The sequence below is a fragment of the Cupriavidus sp. DL-D2 genome, assembly GCF_039710735.1.
In the GTDB taxonomy this organism is placed as follows: Bacteria; Pseudomonadota; Gammaproteobacteria; order Burkholderiales; family Burkholderiaceae; genus Cupriavidus.
Genome location: NZ_JBDKXK010000040.1, coordinates 11791 through 28478, shown reverse-complemented (window position 1 = coordinate 28478; position 16688 = coordinate 11791). Strand labels below are relative to the sequence as shown.

Below are 16688 nucleotides of genomic sequence, written 5' to 3'. Positions count from 1 at the left end.
ACCGAAGAGGACTTCATGCAACACAAAGCCAAGCGCGCCGCGCGCACCGTCCGCCATCGCCTGACGCAACGCGGCGGCACGTTCCTGGGCCTGGTGCTCGGCCTGATCGTTGGCCTGGCGATTGCCGTGGTCATCGCGTTGTACATCACCAAGTCGCCCGCGCCGTTCCAGCAGAAGGGCGTCAATGGCCCCGCCACCCCGCGCGCGACCGAGCCCGGTAACGTGACCAGCGCGCTGCCGAGTCCGACTCAGCCTCAGCAGCCAAGCGCCGAGCCGTCGGACCCGAACCGTCCGCTGTGGAGCAAGACGCCCGCCAAGCCCGTGGGCCAGGCCGAGCCGCCCGCCGCACCGTCCCAGCCGCCCGTGGCGACGACGCGTCCGGCCGAGCCGGGTGCGACAAATGGCAACGGCCTGACGCCGATCAAGCCGACGGACAAGCCGGCCGAAAAGCCTGCGGACAAGCCGGTGACGCGTCCGGCCGAGAAGCCGGTAGCCGATCCGATCGCAGAAATTGCACAGGCCGATGCCAACAAGGTCGGATACCTGTTGCAGGTGGGCGCGTTCCGATCGCAGGATGATGCCGACCGGCAGAAGGCCAACCTGGCCATGCAGGGCTTCGAGGCGCGGGTCACGGACCGCGATGTCAACGGGATCAAGATGTACCGCGTTCGGGTGGGACCGTTCAACCGGATCGAGGACATGAACCGCGTGCGGGACCGCCTGCAGTCGGCTGGTTTCGACGCCTCGGTCATCCGCTTTACCAAGCAATAATTCCGGATGGGGTGGCGGCGGCGTGAACCAAGCGCCGCGGCCGTGGTCCTAGCCCCAATCATCCAGACGCATTCATCGCACGTTCAACCTGTAAGGCCCTTCGAACATGAAGAAAATTGCCGCACTGATCGCTACCGTTGCCGCCGTGAGCGGCCTGCTGATGTCCGCGCCCGCCGCCATGGCCGCGCCGACCGAAGGCAAGGACTACACCGTTCTGAAAGCCCCGCAAGCTGTGCCGGCTGGCAAGATCGAAGTGACCGAGTTCTTCTGGTACGGCTGCCCGCATTGCTACGACTTCGAGCCGGAACTGGAAGCATGGATCAAGAAGCAGGGCAAGGACGTGGTGTTCAAGCGCGTGCCGGTAGCCTTCCGTGACGACCTGCTGCCGCATACCAAGATCTACTACGCGCTGGAATCGCTCGGCAAGCTCGACGCCATGACCGGCAAGGTCTTCGAGGCCATCCACAAGCAACGCAAGCGCATGCTGGATACCAACGAGATCGCCGACTTCATGGCGCAGAACGGCATCGACAAGAAGCAGTGGCTCGATACCTATAACTCGTTCTCGGTGACGACCAGCGCCCAGCGCGCGAACAAGATTGCCGATGCGTACAAGATCGATGGCGTGCCGACTGTCGTGGTGCAAGGCAAGTACGAAACCTCGCCCTCGATCGCCGGCACGATTCCCAACGCGATCAAGACCATGGACTTCCTGGTCGACGGCGTACGTGGAAAGAAGCTTTGAGCGTTTGAGCGCTTGAGGTAAGACAAAAAACCCGGCGGTGTCGCCGGGTTTTTTTATGGGCGCTTGAATCCCTGATTGTTTACTCCCCTCTCCCGCATGGCGGGAGAGGGGCTGGGGGAGAGGGCAGGAAGTTCTGCTTGCCGACTTGTCTCAATTTGAATCGCTGGCCCTCTCCCCCGCCCCTCTCCCGCATGGCGGGAGAGGGGCTGGGGGCGAGGGCAGGAAGTTCTGCTTGCCGACTTGTCTCAATTTGAATCGCTGGCCCTCTCCCCCGCCCCTCTCCCGCAAGCGGGAGAGGGGAGTAAACCAAGGGAAGCGGTTGAACCAGCTATATTCCACCCCATGCCAAATCAAAAGATCTTTCTCACGGGTGCGTCCAGCGGCATTGGCCAGGCGCTGGCGCGGGCCTATGCGGCGCGAGGCGCGGCATTGGGTCTCGTTGGTCGGCGCGAAGACGCATTGCGGGCTTTTGCCGACACCCTGCCAAATCCCGATGCCGTACGCATCTACACCGCCGATGTGCGCGATGCCGATGCGATGCTGGCCGCCGCCACCGATTTTCTCGCCCATGTGGGCTGTCCCGATGTGGTGATCGCCAACGCCGGAATTTCGGTTGGCACCGTGGCCAGCGAGCGTGAGGATCTGGAGCAGTTTCGTGCCGTCATGGATACCAACTGGTTCGGTACGCTGACCACGTTCCAGCCGTTTCTCTCGCCAATGTGCAAGCAGCCCCCGGGCGCCGATGGCTGGCGTGGGACGCTCGTTGGCATTGCCAGCGTGGCGGGTGTGCGCGGCTTGCCGGGTGGCGGGGCCTACAGTGCGTCGAAGTCAGCAGTGATCAAGCTGCTGGAGAGCCTGCGGCTGGAACAATCGCGCGAGCGGATTCGCGTGGTGACCATCGCACCGGGTTATATCCGCACGCCGATGACCGCGCACAATCCGTATCGCATGCCATTCCTGATGGATGCCGATGACTTCGCGCGCAAGGCGGTGCGCGAGATCGCGGGTGGCACGCGGTTCAAGGTGATTCCGTGGCAGATGGGTGTGGTGGCAACGGTGCTGCACGTGCTGCCGTTCTGGCTCTACGACGCATTGTTCCGCCGCGCGCCGCGCAAGCCGCGCAAGTCTGCGGAAGCGCGGGACACATGATGTGGATCGATGCCATCGGCCAGCAACACGACACCGCTTCCGGCGAGGTGCGTATCGCCTCGCTCGTGCCATCGATCACCGAGTTGCTGTTCGATCTCGGCCTCGCTGATCGCATTGTCGCGCGCACCGGCTTCTGCATCCACCCCGAGCCTGCGGTGCGGGCCGTGGAGAAAGTGGGTGGCACCAAGGACGTGAAGGTGGATCGCTTGCGCGCGTTGGCGCCGACGCACGTCATCGTCAACATCGACGAGAACCGAAAGGAGACCGTCGATGAGATCCGCAGCTTCGTGCCGCATGTGATCGTCACCCATCCGTGTCGTCCCGACGATAACTTCGCGCTGTACACATTGCTCGGCGGCATCTTCGACAAGCAGGCCGAGGCAGCGCGGCTATCCTTCAATTTGCGCGAAGCACTCGATGCACTGCGCGCACACAAATGGACGCCACGACGCGTGCTCTACGCCATCTGGCAAGACCCATGGATGACGGTGTCGCGCGCCACCTATATCAGTCAGATGCTCGCGCTCGTGAATTGGTCGACGTGGCCCGACGATGCGCTCGTGGCCTGTGTCGATGGCGATTGCAGCCGTCCCAATGCGGAAGGCGAGCGCTATCCGACGTTCAAATGGAGCGATGCACTGGTGCGTGAGCTGGACGCCGTGCTGCTATCGACCGAACCGTACCGCTTCACCGAGGATCATGCCGATGCGCTGGAGCGCCAGATCGGCAAGCCTGTGCTGCTGGTGGATGGCGAGATGCTGTCGTGGTACGGCAGCCGCGCCGTGGCCGGTGCGAAGTATCTGCAGGCACTGGCGGCGGCCGGTATCTGACCGTCGCCAGCAGAGAAAGCATCAGGCTTTCGTGAAGCGGATGATGCCGTCCTCGCCCGTATGGCGCACCAGTTCGCCGCGATGCCACAGCGCATGCAGGTGCGCGAGCGATTCGCCAATCGCGAACGTCAACTGGTGGATGTCGAACTGGCGACGGAAGATCACGCTGACGATATCCACGGCATGGCAGGGCTTTTCCGCGCAGGCGTCGAGCGTTTCGGCCAGGCGATCCACATGGTGCTCGTGCAACTGGCGGATGCGCGTGTGGATGTTGCGGAACGGGCGACCATGCGAAGGCAATACCAATACATCGGCAGGCAGGTCGTCGTACTTGCCGAGCGAATCCAGGTAGAGCTGCAGCGGATTAGCTTCCGGCTCCATGTCGAAGACGCTGACATTGGTCGAGATGCGCGGCAGCACCATGTCGCCGGAAATCAGCACGTTGGTGGCGGCGTTGTAGAGCGCCACATGTTCCGGTGCGTGACCGTACCCCGTGATCACGCGCCACGACGACGTGGCCGGATCGGCGCCCATTTCCACCGTGTCGCCATCCATCAGGCGACGGTATTGCGTGGGCACGTCGGGCACCATCGACGGGTAGTACGCCTTGCGCGCCCGCAGCTTTTCGAGATGGTCTTCATCGGTCAGGCCATGGCGCGCGAAGTGGCTGGCCGCGAAATCGCCGCCCGCATTCGAACCCACGCCCGAGCCGCCGGCCATCACGCGCGCGGTCATGTAGTCGCCCAGGCTCATCCACAAACGCACATCCCACTGGCCGCAGATCCAGTGCGCCAGCCCGACGTGATCGGGATGGCAGTGGGTCACCAGCACGCGCAGGACGGGCAGCCCTTCGAGTTCGTTGGCGAAGATCGTTTCCCAGTGGGCCTTGATGGTGTCGTTGGTGATGCCGCAGTCGATGATCGTCCAGCCGTCGCGGCCTTCGATGCGGTCACGGACCAGCCACAGGTTGATGTGGTCCAGCGCAAACGGCAGCGGCATGCGCAGCCAGTAGACGCCGGGCGCCACCTCCTGTCGCTTGCCCGGTTCAGGCATGGTTTCGCCAAACGGATACTGGAGCTGATGTTCGAGTGCGTTCATGGGATGTCTCACGGAAAAACCGGCGCGCTCGGGGCTTTTGCCGGCGCGCTCTCGAATGTCGATTGTCAGGCGGGGAAGTTGACGCTAACGTTAACGTCAATCTGCGACCCACGTTCGTCATCTTAGACGAAAAACTTGATCGCGCAACGAATCCACGAACGATCGTTCACTTTCGCAGGACGCCATATGTCGGCTCAGCCATCTTCCGCCACCTACACGATCACGGACCTCGCGCGCGAGTTCGAAGTCACGCCACGCGCCATCCGTTTCTACGAGGATCAGGGTCTGCTGTCGCCCGACCGTGAAGGCCCCAGCGGACGCAAGCGCGTCTACAACAGCCGCGAGCGGACCCGCCTCAAGCTGACGCTGCGCGGCAAGCGGTTAGGGCTCACTCTCAACGAGATCCGCGAGATTCTGGATCTTTACGAATCTCCGCGCGATACGGCGCCGCAACTCGAACGATTTCTGCATCTGTTGTCACAGCATCGCGGCACGCTGGAACGCCAGATGGAAGACCTGCAGGCGCAGCTTGCCGAGATCGACCAGCACGAGCGGCAGTGCAAGGCGCTGCTGGCGGCACATCACGCGGCAGGCACCAGCCAGGCAGCGTGAGAGAAGAGTCCGAACCTGCGCATCGTACCTAATTGACGTTTACGTAAACGTCAATAAAATAGCGACACAGCCAAAGCCAGACAACGCAAGCAAAACGCCAAATCAGGAGACAACCATGACCGAACTTCCCGGCCTCAGATTCGATCTCGGCGAGGACATCGAGATGCTGCGCGAATCCGTGCGCAACTGGGCGCAGGCCGAACTGGCACCGCGTGCCGGCGAGATCGACCGCACCGACCAGTTTCCGATGGATGCCTGGAAGAAGATGGGCGATCTCGGCGTGCTGGGCATCACGGTGGCCGAGGAATATGGCGGCGCCAACATGGGCTACCTCGCGCACATGATCGCGATGGAAGAGATCAGCCGCGCGTCGGCATCAGTCGGCCTGTCTTATGGCGCACATTCGAACCTGTGCGTGAACCAGATCCACCGTAACGGCACGGCTGCGCAGAAGGCAAAGTACCTGCCGAAGCTGGTATCCGGCGACTGGATCGGCGCGCTGGCGATGAGCGAGCCGAACGCTGGGTCCGATGTGGTCAGCATGAAGCTGCGCGCGGACTTCAAGGGCGATCGCTACGTGCTGAACGGCACCAAGATGTGGATCACCAACGGTCCTGACTGCGACGTGCTGGTGGTCTACGCCAAGACCGAGCCGGACCTGGGCGCGCGCGGCATGACCGCCTTCATCGTCGAGAAGGGCATGAAGGGATTCTCGGTCGCGCAGAAGCTGGACAAGCTCGGCATGCGCGGCTCGCACACCGGCGAACTGGTGTTCCAGGACGTGCAAGTGCCCGTGGAAAACATCCTCGGCGCGGAAAACAGCGGCGCCAAGGTGTTGATGAGCGGGCTGGACTACGAGCGCGCCGTGCTGTCCGGGGGCCCGGTCGGCATCATGCAGGCGTGCATGGACGTGGTGACGCCGTACATCCACGACCGCAAGCAGTTCGGCCAGAGCATTGGCGAATTCCAGCTCATCCAGGGCAAGGTGGCCGATATGTACACCACGCTGCAGGCGGCACGCAGCTATCTGTACACGGTGGGCAAGAACCTGGATTCGCTGGGCACCGATCATGTGCGCCAGGTGCGCAAGGATTGCGCGGCCGTGATCCTGTACACCGCCGAGAAGGCCACGTGGATGGCGGGCGAATCGGTGCAGATCCTGGGCGGCAATGGCTATATCAACGAATACCCGGTGGGCCGGCTGTGGCGCGATGCCAAGCTGTACGAGATCGGCGCGGGCACTTCGGAAATCCGCCGCATGCTGATCGGCCGCGAATTGTTCGCGGAAACGATGTAATCGGCGCGCGTTCGGTTCTCGCCAGCGGGGATACCCAATGGTAAGTGCCGAACGCCCTTACAATCTCGACTGCCTTTCGCGTTTTCTTTCTTGCTCGGAACCGCCCGTCCATGTCCCACTTCCCCAAGCTGCTTTCCTCGCAGATTGCCTACGATGTGGCGCGGACCATGCTGGACGGGTTCGACAAGCATTACCGGCTGTTTCGCGAAGTCAGCATTCAGGCGAAGACGCGCTTCGAGGCGGCTGACTGGCACGGGCTGCAGCAACTGCAGCGCGACCGTATCGCGTTCTACAACGAACGCGTGCGCGAATGCGAGGTGCTGCTGCAGGACGAATACGACGCCGAGCATATCGACGACACCATCTGGCAGCAGATCAAGCTGCACTACATCGGCCTGCTGACCAACCACCACCAGCCCGAACTGGCCGAGACGTTTTTCAACTCGGTCTGCACGCGCATCCTGCATCGTTCGTACTTCAACAACGATTTCATCTTTGTGCGCCCGGCCATCTCGACGGAATACATCGAGAACGAAGAGTCGCCGATGCGGCCCACATACCGTGCCTACTATCCGGGCAGCCGCGAGGGCATGGCGGCCTGCTTCGAACGGGTCGTGCATAACTTCCAGCTCGACCTGCCATTCGAAGATCTGCGGCGCGATGTGGGCTACGTGCTCAAGGCCATCGACGAACATGCCGGCGCGTTCACCGTGGCGCCGAATTTCCAGGTGCATACGCTGTCGTCGCTGTTCTTCCGCAATAAGTCGGCCTTCATCATTGGACGCATCGTCAACGGCGACCAGACCTGGCCGATGGTGATCCCGGTCATCCATGGCGCGTCCGGCAAGCTGGTGCTCGACGCGGTCCTGCTGCGGCCCGAGCAACTGCTGATCCTGTTCTCGTTCGCGCATGCGTACTTCATGGTCGATATGGAGATTCCGTCGGCCTACGTCACGTTCCTGCGCGACCTGTTACCGCGCAAGGCGCGCGCCGAGATCTATTCGAGCCTGGGTTTGCACAAGCAGGGCAAGAACCTGTTCTATCGCGATTTCCTGCATCACCTGCAGCACTCGTCGGATCGCTTCATCAGCGCGCCCGGCATCAAGGGTCTGGTGATGCTGGTGTTCACGCTGCCCTCGTTCCCGTACGTGTTCAAGGTGATCCGCGATACGTTCCCCGCGCCCAAGGAAACCACGCGCGAAGGGGTGAAGTCGAAGTACCAGCTCGTGAAGCAGCACGACCGCGTGGGCCGCATGGCCGATACGCTTGAATATTCGAACGTGGCATTTCCGCTGTCGCGCTTCGATGACGCGCTGTTGCGCGAACTGGAACAGCATGCACCGTCGATGCTCGAATATCAGCGTGCGAAGGATGGCACCGACGAGATCGTGGTACGGCACGTCTATATCGAGCGTCGCATGACGCCGCTGAACATCTGGCTCAAGGACGGCAGCGACGAACAGGTGGATCACGGCATCCGTGAGTATGGCGATGCCATCAAGGAACTGATCGCCGCGAACATCTTCCCGGGCGACATGCTCTACAAGAATTTCGGCGTCACGCGCCATGGCCGCGTGGTGTTCTATGACTACGACGAAATCGAGTACCTGACCGACTGCAATTTCCGCCGCGTGCCCGAGCCGCGCAACGAAGAGGAGGAAATGTCAGGCGACGTGTGGTACACCGTAGGTCCGCACGATGTCTTTCCGGAGACCTACCGCACGTTCCTGCTTGGCGATCCGCGCGTGCGCGCCGCGTTCCTGCGGCATCATCCCGATTTCTTTGACGCTGCCATGTGGCAGCACTACAAAGACCGGCTTCTGGCCGGTCATGTCCATGACTTTTTTGCCTATTCACAGCATGACCGTTTTCATCACCGCTACGGCGGCGCAACAATCGACGACGCAAGGAGGGCAGCATGAGTGAAGCCATCGCCCAGCTGTTCCGCAACAATCGCGAATGGGTAGACCGCGTCAACGCGGAAGACCCCGAATTCTTCACGCGCCTGGCCAACCAGCAGGCGCCCGAGTACCTGTGGATCGGCTGCTCCGATTCGCGCGTGCCCGCCAACCAGATCCTGGGCCTGGCCCCCGGCGAAGTCTTCGTCCATCGCAACATCGCCAACGTGATCGCGCACAGCGACCTGAATGCGCTGTCGGTGATCCAGTTTGCTGTGCAAGTGCTCAAGGTGCGCCACATCACCGTGGTGGGTCACTATGGCTGCGGTGGCGTCAAGGTGGCGCTCAAGCGCGAGCGCGTGGGCCTGGCCGACAACTGGTTGCGCCATGTGCGCGATGTGGCCGACAAGCATTCCGCCTATCTCGGCACCGTGCTGCGTGAAGACGATGCGCATACGCGTCTGTGCGAGCTGAACGTGATCGAACAGGTCAACAACGTTTGCCAGACCACCGTGCTGCAGGATGCATGGGCCAGCGGTCAGGAAGTGACCGTACACGGCTGGATCTATGGCGTGTCCGACGGCCTGCTGCGCGATCTGGGCATGGCCGCCAGCAACAACGACGAATTGCAGACGCAGACCGCTGCCGCACTCCAGCAATACGGCGAACCGCCACAGGCATCGATCCGCTGAACCCGTCATCAGAACCCCCCGCTTCACGAGGAGACAGACATGCAAGATCACGTAGTCATCGTTTCTGCGGCACGCACCCCGATGGGCGCGTTTCAGAGTGAACTCAGTAGCCTGACGGCGCCGCAGCTTGGCGCGGCGGCGATTCGTGCAGCAGTGGAGCGGGCCGGTCTTCAGCCGGATCAGGTGCAGGAAGTCGTGTTCGGCTGCGTGCTGCCAGCAGGACAGGGTCAGGCGCCGGCACGACAGGCCGCGCTTGGTGCGGGGCTGCCGCTCGGTGTGGCGTGTACCACGGTCAACAAGATGTGCGGGTCGGGCATGCGCGCGGCGATGAGCGTGTATGACGGGCTGCTGGCTGGCTCGTTCGATATCGCCGTGGCGGGCGGCATGGAGAGCATGACCAATGCGCCGTACCTGATCCCGAAGGGGCGCGGCGGCTATCGCATCGGCCACGGCATGATCTACGACCACATGATGCTGGACGGTCTGGAAGATGCATACGAGAAGGGTCGCGCGATGGGCACCTTCGGCGAGGAATGCGCGGCCAAGTATCAGTTCACGCGCGAGCAGCAGGATGCGTTCGCGATGGAGTCGGTGCGACGTGCGCAGCGTGCCACGGAGCAGGGCGACTTCCGCTGGGAGATCGTGCCGATGACGATCTCGGGCAAGGGTGGCGATACCGTGATCGACACCGATGAAGGTCCGCGCCGCATCAAGGTCGACAAGATCCCGTCGCTGAAAGCCGCGTTTGCGAAGGACGGCACGATCACTGCGGCATCGTCGTCGTCGATCAATGACGGTGCCGCCGCGCTGGTGATGATGCGCGAATCCACCGCAACATCGCTGGGCCTGCAGCCGCTGGCGCGCATGCTCGGCCATACCTCGCACGCGCAGGCACCGGGCTGGTTCACGACCGCGCCCGTCGATGCCATCGCCAAGCTGTATCGCAAGCTCGACTGGACCAGCGACAGCGTGGACCTGTTCGAAATCAACGAGGCATTTGCCGTGGTGCCGATGGCTGCGATGCACGATCTCAAGATTCCGCACGACAAGGTCAACATCCACGGCGGCGCGTGTGCGCTGGGTCATCCGATCGGTGCATCGGGCGCGCGCATCATGACCACGCTGATCGGCGCGCTGCGCAAGACCGGCGGCAAGCGCGGCGTGGCCAGCCTCTGCATTGGCGGCGGCGAAGCCACGGCGGTCGGCATCGAAATCATCTGACCGTTCTTCATCGATAACCAATAACAAAAAAGGAATCTCTCCCATGCCCACCGCTCTCGTTCTCGGTGCCTCGCGCGGCCTCGGCCTTGAGTTTGTCCGTCAGTACCGCGCCGATGGCTGGCGCGTCATCGCCGCCGCGCGCAGCGATGAAGGTATCGAAGCGATCAAGGCGCTTGGCGCCGAGGCGCACAAGCTGGACCTGACCGATGCCGCAGCGGTAGCGGGCCTGGGCTGGAAGCTCGATGGCGAGACGATCGACGTGGCGATCTATAACGCCGGCGTGATCGGGCCGCGTACCGAGGGCGCGCAGCCGATTCCGAAACAGGATTTCGATGCGGTGATGCACAGCAACGTGCTGGGGCCGATGATGGCATTGCCGTTGCTGCTGCCGTTCGTCGAGACCGGCAATCACGGGCGCGGCGGCGTGCTGGCCGTGCTGTCATCGAAGATGGGCAGCATCGGCGGGATGGAGAGCAACCGCGCGTGGATGTACCGCATCAGCAAGGCAGCGGTCAACGCGGTGCTCAAGTCCGTATCGCTAGACGCGCGCCATGCCATCTGCGTGGCCTTGCATCCGGGCTGGGTGCAGACCGACATGGGTGGACCGCAGGCCGACCTCACGCCGCAGCAGAGCGTGGCCGGCATTCGTCGCACGCTGGCTGGCCTGACGCAGACCGATAACGGCAGTTTCCACAACTACGACGGCACGCCGATCCCCTGGTAAGGGTGCGCCCGTGCCGCATCACGCGAGACAACGTACATGCTGCTGACCCCCGAACAGGAAATGATCCGCGACGCCGTGCGCCAGTTTGCGCAGGACGTGATCGCGCCGCAGGCCGCGCAGTGGGACCGCGACAAGACGTTCCCCAAGGACGTGCATCGCGAACTCGCGCGGCTCGGTGCCTATGGCGTGGCCGTACCCGAGGAACTGGGCGGCGCGGGGCTCGACTATCTGTCGCTGGCGCTGATCCTCGAAGAGATCGCAGCGGGTGATGGCGGCACATCGACGGTCATCAGCGTCAACAACTGCCCGGTGTGCAGCATGCTGATGGCGTTTGCCAACGATGCACAGAAGCAGAAGTGGCTCGTGCCGCTGGCGCGCGGCGAGATGCTTGGCGCGTTCTGCCTGACCGAGCCGCACGTGGGTTCCGATGCATCGGCGCTGCGCACCACGGCCACGCGCGATGGCGATCACTACGTGCTCAACGGCGTGAAGCAGTTCATCACCAGCGGCAAGCATGCCGATGTGGCGATCGTCATGGCGGTGACCGACAAGGCTGCAGGCAAGCGCGGCATCAGCGCCTTCCTGGTGCCGACTTCGACGCCGGGCTACATCGTCGCGCGTCTGGAAGACAAGCTCGGCCAGCATTCCTCGGATACCGCGCAGATCGTATTCGAGGATTGCCGCGTGCCGGCGGATTGCCTGCTGGGCGAGGAAGGCGCAGGCTACAAGATGGCGCTGTCCGGTCTGGAAGGCGGACGCATCGGCATTGCTTCGCAAAGCATCGGCATGGCGCGCGCCGCGTTCGACGCCGCGCTGGCGTATGCGAAGGAACGCGAGAGCTTCGGCCAGCCGCTGTTCCAGCATCAGGCCGTGCAGTTCCGGCTGTCGGACATGGCGACGCAGATCGAGGTGGCGCGCCAGATGGTGTGGCACGCGGCATCATTGAAGGATGCCGGCCGGCCCTGCCTGAAGGAAGCCGCGATGGCAAAACTGTTCGCCAGCGAGATGGCCGAGCGCGTGTGCTCGGATGCCATCCAGGTGTTCGGCGGGTATGGTTATGTGAACGATTTCCCGGTGGAGCGGATCTATCGTGATGTGCGCGTGTGCCAGATCTACGAAGGCACCAGCGATATCCAGAAGATTTTGATCGCCCGCGCGCTTGGATAGCTCGTAGAAGTTTGGATAAGCTGCAACGTTGAGACGTACCTGAAACGTAGTTGAAACGCCCCTGAAACGCATCCTCACCGGAGCCACCTTGCGATGACCAGCCCCATCGATTTCTATTTCGATTTCTCCTCGCCCTACGGCTATTTCGCGAGCACACGCATCGACGAGATCGCGCAGAAGTATGGGCGTGGCGTGCTGTGGCATCCCATCTTGCTGGGTGTGGTGTTCAAGACCACGGGGTCGTCGCCGCTGCCGTCGATTCCGCTCAAGGGCGAGTACTGCTGGCGCGATTTCGAGCGCACCGCTGCGTTCCACAACATCGAATACAAGCGCCCCACGCATTTCCCGCTGCCGACGCAGCACGCCGCGCGTGCCGTGCTGTGGCTGCAGAACCATCGCGGTGGCGACGTGGCTACGGCTTTCGCCAAGGCCGTGTACCGCGCGCTGTTTGTCGATGACATCAATATCGCCGAGCCTGCGGAACTGGCAAAACTGGCCGAGGCGCTCGGCATCGATGCCGTGGCCATGAACGAAGGCGCCACGAGCTACCAGATCAAGGACCAGCTCAAGTCGGAGATCGACGTAGCGATGGCCAAGGGCGTGTTCGGCTCGCCTTTCGTCATCATCGACGGCGAACCGTTCTGGGGCTTTGACCGCTTCCAGCAGGTGGAAGCCCATTTGAAAGGCCAACGGCCTACCGAACTCCGCGCCGTTGGCGGCAATGACATGACGAAGGAAAAGAAACCCGCATGACCGTAGCAAACCAGTCCGCCCGTTTTGATTGTGTGATCTTCGACTGCGACGGCGTGCTCGTCGACAGCGAGCCCATCGTCCATCGCCTGCTGAATCGCGTGCTCAACGAACTGGGCATCGAGATCTCGCTCGAAGACTCGAAGCGATGGTTCCTTGGGCGCGCCGTCAAGGACGAACTCGGCAACATCGAGGCCCGTCTCGGCCGCCCGTTGCCCGAGAACTTTCTGTCGGACTGGTTCGTGCGCCGCAACGCCACGCTCCAGGCAGAACTCGAGGCGGTGCCGTATATCCGGCAGGCCATCGAGGGGATCAAGGCAAGCGGGCTGCCGGTTTGCGTGGCGTCGGGCGCGGACCGCATCAAGGTGAAGCTGCAACTGAACCATACGGGACTGATCGACCTGTTCGTCGATGACGAGCGCGAACACATCTTTTCGTCGACCGAGGTGGAACACACCAAGCCCGCGCCGGATGTGTACTTGTTGGCGGCGCGCACGATGGGCGTGGACCCGTCGCGCTGCGCGGTGATCGAGGACAGCCCCACGGGCACCACGGCGGGTGTCGCGGCCGGTATGACCGTGTTCGGTTACGCGGCGCTGAACTCGGCCGATGAACTGCGCGCGGCGGGTGCGAAGACGATCTTTACGGATATGCGCGATCTGCCGGAGCTGATCGGATGACGAAAAAGCGCGCCGCCGATGCAGCAGCCGCAGCGTGCCCCTGCGGCAATGGGCCTTACGCCAGTTGCTGCGGACGGTTTCATCGTGGCGAGGCCGTGCCAGCCACCGCCGAGGCGCTGATGCGCTCGCGCTACAGCGCCTATGTGCTGGGCGATGCAGGATGGCTGCGGCAGACCTGGCATGGTTCGACATGCCCCGAGGACCTGTCGTTCGACAACGGCACGCGCTGGCTCGGACTCACCGTGAAATCGCACGTGCAGCAGGACGACACGCACGCCACGGTGGCGTTTGTGGCGCGCTACAAGGTGGGCGGGCGCGCGCATCGCATGGAGGAACTGAGCCGCTTCGTCTTCGAGCCGCGCGAGCCGAATACTCCGGCGCGCTGGCTCTATATCGACGGCGAGCTGAAAGAGCAGGATTGAAGCAAGGCAGTACAGGTAGTACCCGGCAAAAGCAGGCAACGTAAAAAGCATCCACAGGAAGAGACATGCCCACGCTGGAAACCAAACTGAACGCACGCGCCGAATCGTTCAAGGCGAATGCCGAATCGATGCAGGCGCTGGTGGCGGACCTGCGCCAGAAGATCGCCAAGCTGGCCGAAGGCGGCGGCGAGGACGCGCGCAACAAGCACCTCGGGCGCGGCAAGCTGCTGCCGCGTGACCGCGTGCAGCAACTGCTCGATCCGGGCACGCCGTTCCTCGAACTGTCGCAACTGGCCGCGTACGACATGTACGACAATGCCGCGCCCGGCGCGGGCATCATCACCGGTATTGGTCGCGTGGCCGGGCAGGAGTGCGTGATCGTCTGCAACGACGCCACGGTGAAGGGTGGCACGTATTACCCGATGACGGTCAAGAAACATATCCGCGCGCAGGAGATCGCCGAGCAGAACAACCTGCCGTGCATCTACCTCGTGGATTCGGGCGGTGCGAACCTGCCCAATCAGGACGATGTGTTTCCCGATCGCGATCACTTTGGCCGCATCTTCTTCAACCAGGCGAACCTGTCCGCGCAGGGCATTCCGCAGATCGCCGTGGTGATGGGTTCGTGCACGGCGGGCGGTGCGTATGTACCCGCGATGAGCGACGAGTCGATCATCATCAAGAACCAGGGCACGATCTTTTTGGGCGGTCCGCCGCTGGTGAAGGCGGCTACCGGTGAAGAAGTCAGCGCGGAAGATCTCGGCGGCGCGGACGTGCATACGCGGCTGTCAGGCGTGGCCGACTACTTCGCGCAGAACGATCATCACGCGCTCTCGCTCGCGCGCAATATCGTGCAGCACCTGAACCGTCGCAAGCCCGACCAGATCCGATTGCACGAACCGCAGGAGCCGCTGTATCCGGTGGAGGAACTGTACGGTGTGATTCCTACCGATACGCGCAAGCCGTATGACGTGCGCGAAGTCATCGCGCGCATCGTCGATGGCTCCGAGTTCGACGAGTTCAAGGCGCGCTACGGCACCACGCTGGTCTGCGGCTTCGCGCGGATCTGGGGCTACCCGGTGGGCATCATTGCCAACAACGGCATCCTGTTCTCGGAGTCGGCCCTCAAGGGAGCGCACTTCATCGAACTGTGCTGTCAGCGCAAGATTCCGCTGGTGTTCCTGCAGAACATCACGGGCTTCATGGTGGGCCGCAAGTACGAGAACGAAGGCATCGCGCGCAATGGCGCGAAGATGGTCACGGCAGTGGCCACGGCGCAGGTGCCGAAGTTCACGGTCATCATCGGCGGCTCGTTCGGCGCGGGCAATTACGGCATGTGTGGCCGCGCGTATTCGCCGCGTTTCCTGTGGATGTGGCCGAACGCGCGGATTTCGGTGATGGGTGGCGAGCAGGCCGCGAGTGTGCTCGCGACGGTGCGCCGCGATGGTATCGAGGCCAAGGGCGGCAAGTGGAGCGCTGACGAAGAGGAAGCGTTCAAGTCCCCGATCCGCGAGCAGTATGAACACCAGGGCCATCCGTATTTTGCGAGCGCGCGGCTCTGGGACGATGGCGTCATCGATCCCGCGCAGACGCGCACCGTACTCGGCCTTGGTTTGTCCGCCAGCCTCAACGCGCCGATCGGCGAGATGAAGTTCGGCGTCTTCCGCATGTAGTGCGTTTTCTCCTGAAGGTTGGTTGTTGTCATGTCCCGAGCTGTTGCCTCCGTCCGCGCTTTCACGCTCCTGCTGGCCGCTGCGGCGGGCATGGCGTGGTGCGGTGTGAGCATCGCGCAATCCACGTTGCCGCCGCATGTGGTGGAGCAGGTGGTGATGGTGCCGAAGACGGGGCAGGACAAGACGATCAACCTGGAGACGACGATCTTCCGCCCGGCCGGGATGGGACCGTTCCCGCTGGTGGTGATCAATCACGGCAAGTCGCCGGGCAAGCCCGCGTTTCAAGGCCGCGCGCGCTTCGAGGCGCAGACCGCCGAGTTCCTGCGGCGCGGTTACGCGGTAGCGTTGCCGATGCGCCAGGGCTTCTCGAAATCGGGCGGCGTCTATGTGGGCGGCGGGTGCGACTTCCATGCCAATGGCATAAAGCAGGCCGAGGATGTGGTGGCGGCGCTCGACTACCTCGTGCAGCGCCCCTACGTGGACCCGCTGCGCATTGTCGTGGTCGGCCAATCGTATGGCGGGTTGTCGACCATGGCGCTGTCGGCCATCGGCTATCCGGGTGTGCTCGGCGTGGTGAATTTTGCGGGCGGCCTGCGCAACGACAAGTGCCCGGGCTGGGAGAACGGCCTGATCGATGCCTTTGGTGACTATGGCCGCACGGCGCGCTATCCCTCGCTCTGGATCTATGGCGACAACGACAGCTTCTGGCCGTGGCCGCTACCGGAGCGCATGTTCAACAACTACAAGTCCTACGCGACGGGCCGCGCGGCAGATGCGCGCTTTATCGATGTCGGCGAGTTTGAAACCGATTCGCACAAGCTGTTCAGCAGCCGCAAGGGGCTGGCGCTGTGGCTGCCCGAGGTAGGCGCGTTCTTCCGCCAACTGGGACTGCCGTTCGACGACCTGCCCGAGCGCGAGAGTTCCGCCACGACGGGCACGGTCGAGCAGGCTTCATAACG

At 63.1% G+C, this 16688-nt stretch carries 17 protein-coding genes; 16 read left to right on the top strand and 1 reads right to left on the bottom strand.

Annotated elements, in window-relative coordinates:
- The first annotated feature begins 15 nt into the window (after positions 1–15).
- The 4 genes from ABDB81_RS20405 to ABDB81_RS20390 all read left to right on the top strand — a co-directional run bounded on the left by ABDB81_RS20405 (position 16) and on the right by ABDB81_RS20390 (position 3495).
- Positions 16–771, top strand: coding sequence for an SPOR domain-containing protein (locus ABDB81_RS20405; RefSeq protein ID WP_137923607.1), 756 nt, complete (start codon positions 16–18; stop codon positions 769–771).
- Between the two features lie 106 nt (positions 772–877).
- On the top strand, positions 878–1516 hold the full coding sequence (locus ABDB81_RS20400) for a thiol:disulfide interchange protein DsbA/DsbL (RefSeq protein WP_137923606.1): 639 nt from the start codon (positions 878–880) through the stop codon (positions 1514–1516).
- 342 nt (positions 1517–1858) lie between these two features.
- Positions 1859–2665 carry an SDR family oxidoreductase gene (locus tag ABDB81_RS20395; protein ID WP_160471176.1) on the top strand — a complete coding sequence of 269 codons (807 nt, stop codon included), beginning with the start codon at positions 1859–1861 and terminating at the stop codon, positions 2663–2665.
- Positions 2665–3495: a helical backbone metal receptor gene (locus tag ABDB81_RS20390; RefSeq protein WP_346813276.1), complete on the top strand. Its 831-nt coding sequence runs from the start codon at positions 2665–2667 to the stop codon at positions 3493–3495. The genes ABDB81_RS20395 and ABDB81_RS20390 overlap by 1 nt, the downstream gene beginning before the upstream one ends.
- 21 nt (positions 3496–3516) lie before the next feature.
- Here ABDB81_RS20390 and ABDB81_RS20385 read toward each other — a convergent pair whose 3' ends face one another.
- The gene (locus ABDB81_RS20385; protein WP_346813230.1) at positions 3517–4593 is read right to left on the bottom strand and encodes an MBL fold metallo-hydrolase; all 1077 of its coding nucleotides are present in this window, start codon (positions 4591–4593) and stop codon (positions 3517–3519) included.
- Positions 4594–4779: 186 nt separating this feature from the next.
- Here ABDB81_RS20385 and ABDB81_RS20380 point away from each other — a divergent pair, with 186 nt between their 5' ends.
- The 12 genes from ABDB81_RS20380 to ABDB81_RS20325 all read left to right on the top strand — a co-directional run bounded on the left by ABDB81_RS20380 (position 4780) and on the right by ABDB81_RS20325 (position 16686).
- Entirely contained in the window at positions 4780–5205 is a 426-nt protein-coding gene (locus tag ABDB81_RS20380) for a MerR family DNA-binding transcriptional regulator (protein ID WP_137923603.1), read from the top strand.
- A gap of 115 nt (positions 5206–5320) precedes the next feature.
- Positions 5321–6502: an isovaleryl-CoA dehydrogenase gene (locus ABDB81_RS20375; protein WP_346813226.1), complete on the top strand. Its 1182-nt coding sequence runs from the start codon at positions 5321–5323 to the stop codon at positions 6500–6502.
- 110 nt (positions 6503–6612) lie between these two features.
- Positions 6613–8424, top strand: a complete 1812-nt coding sequence (gene aceK / locus ABDB81_RS20370; protein ID WP_346813222.1) for a bifunctional isocitrate dehydrogenase kinase/phosphatase — start codon at positions 6613–6615, stop codon at positions 8422–8424.
- Entirely contained in the window at positions 8421–9092 is a 672-nt protein-coding gene (can, locus tag ABDB81_RS20365) for a carbonate dehydratase (protein WP_137923600.1), read from the top strand. Before aceK ends, can begins: the two co-directional genes overlap by 4 nt.
- A gap of 39 nt (positions 9093–9131) precedes the next feature.
- On the top strand, positions 9132–10313 hold the full coding sequence (locus tag ABDB81_RS20360) for an acetyl-CoA C-acetyltransferase (RefSeq protein WP_137923599.1): 1182 nt from the start codon (positions 9132–9134) through the stop codon (positions 10311–10313).
- Between the two features lie 43 nt (positions 10314–10356).
- Positions 10357–11037, top strand: a complete 681-nt coding sequence (locus tag ABDB81_RS20355) for an SDR family oxidoreductase (RefSeq protein ID WP_346813219.1) — start codon at positions 10357–10359, stop codon at positions 11035–11037.
- A 36-nt stretch (positions 11038–11073) separates the two neighbouring features.
- Complete coding sequence (locus ABDB81_RS20350) at positions 11074–12204, top strand: acyl-CoA dehydrogenase family protein (RefSeq protein ID WP_160471183.1); 1131 nt, start codon at positions 11074–11076, stop codon at positions 12202–12204.
- A 93-nt stretch (positions 12205–12297) separates the two neighbouring features.
- Positions 12298–12957, top strand: a complete 660-nt coding sequence (locus ABDB81_RS20345) for a 2-hydroxychromene-2-carboxylate isomerase (protein ID WP_346813217.1) — start codon at positions 12298–12300, stop codon at positions 12955–12957.
- Positions 12954–13634, top strand: coding sequence for an HAD family phosphatase (locus ABDB81_RS20340; protein WP_346813214.1), 681 nt, complete (start codon positions 12954–12956; stop codon positions 13632–13634). The genes ABDB81_RS20345 and ABDB81_RS20340 overlap by 4 nt, the downstream gene beginning before the upstream one ends.
- Positions 13631–14056: a YchJ family metal-binding protein gene (locus tag ABDB81_RS20335; RefSeq protein WP_160471189.1), complete on the top strand. Its 426-nt coding sequence runs from the start codon at positions 13631–13633 to the stop codon at positions 14054–14056. Before ABDB81_RS20340 ends, ABDB81_RS20335 begins: the two co-directional genes overlap by 4 nt.
- 65 nt (positions 14057–14121) lie before the next feature.
- On the top strand, positions 14122–15729 hold the full coding sequence (locus ABDB81_RS20330) for a carboxyl transferase domain-containing protein (protein WP_346813212.1): 1608 nt from the start codon (positions 14122–14124) through the stop codon (positions 15727–15729).
- A 90-nt stretch (positions 15730–15819) separates the two neighbouring features.
- Positions 15820–16686 (top strand): CocE/NonD family hydrolase, encoded by an 867-nt coding sequence (locus ABDB81_RS20325; protein ID WP_346813273.1) that lies wholly within the window; start codon positions 15820–15822, stop codon positions 16684–16686.
- The last annotated feature ends 2 nt before the right edge of the window (positions 16687–16688 follow it).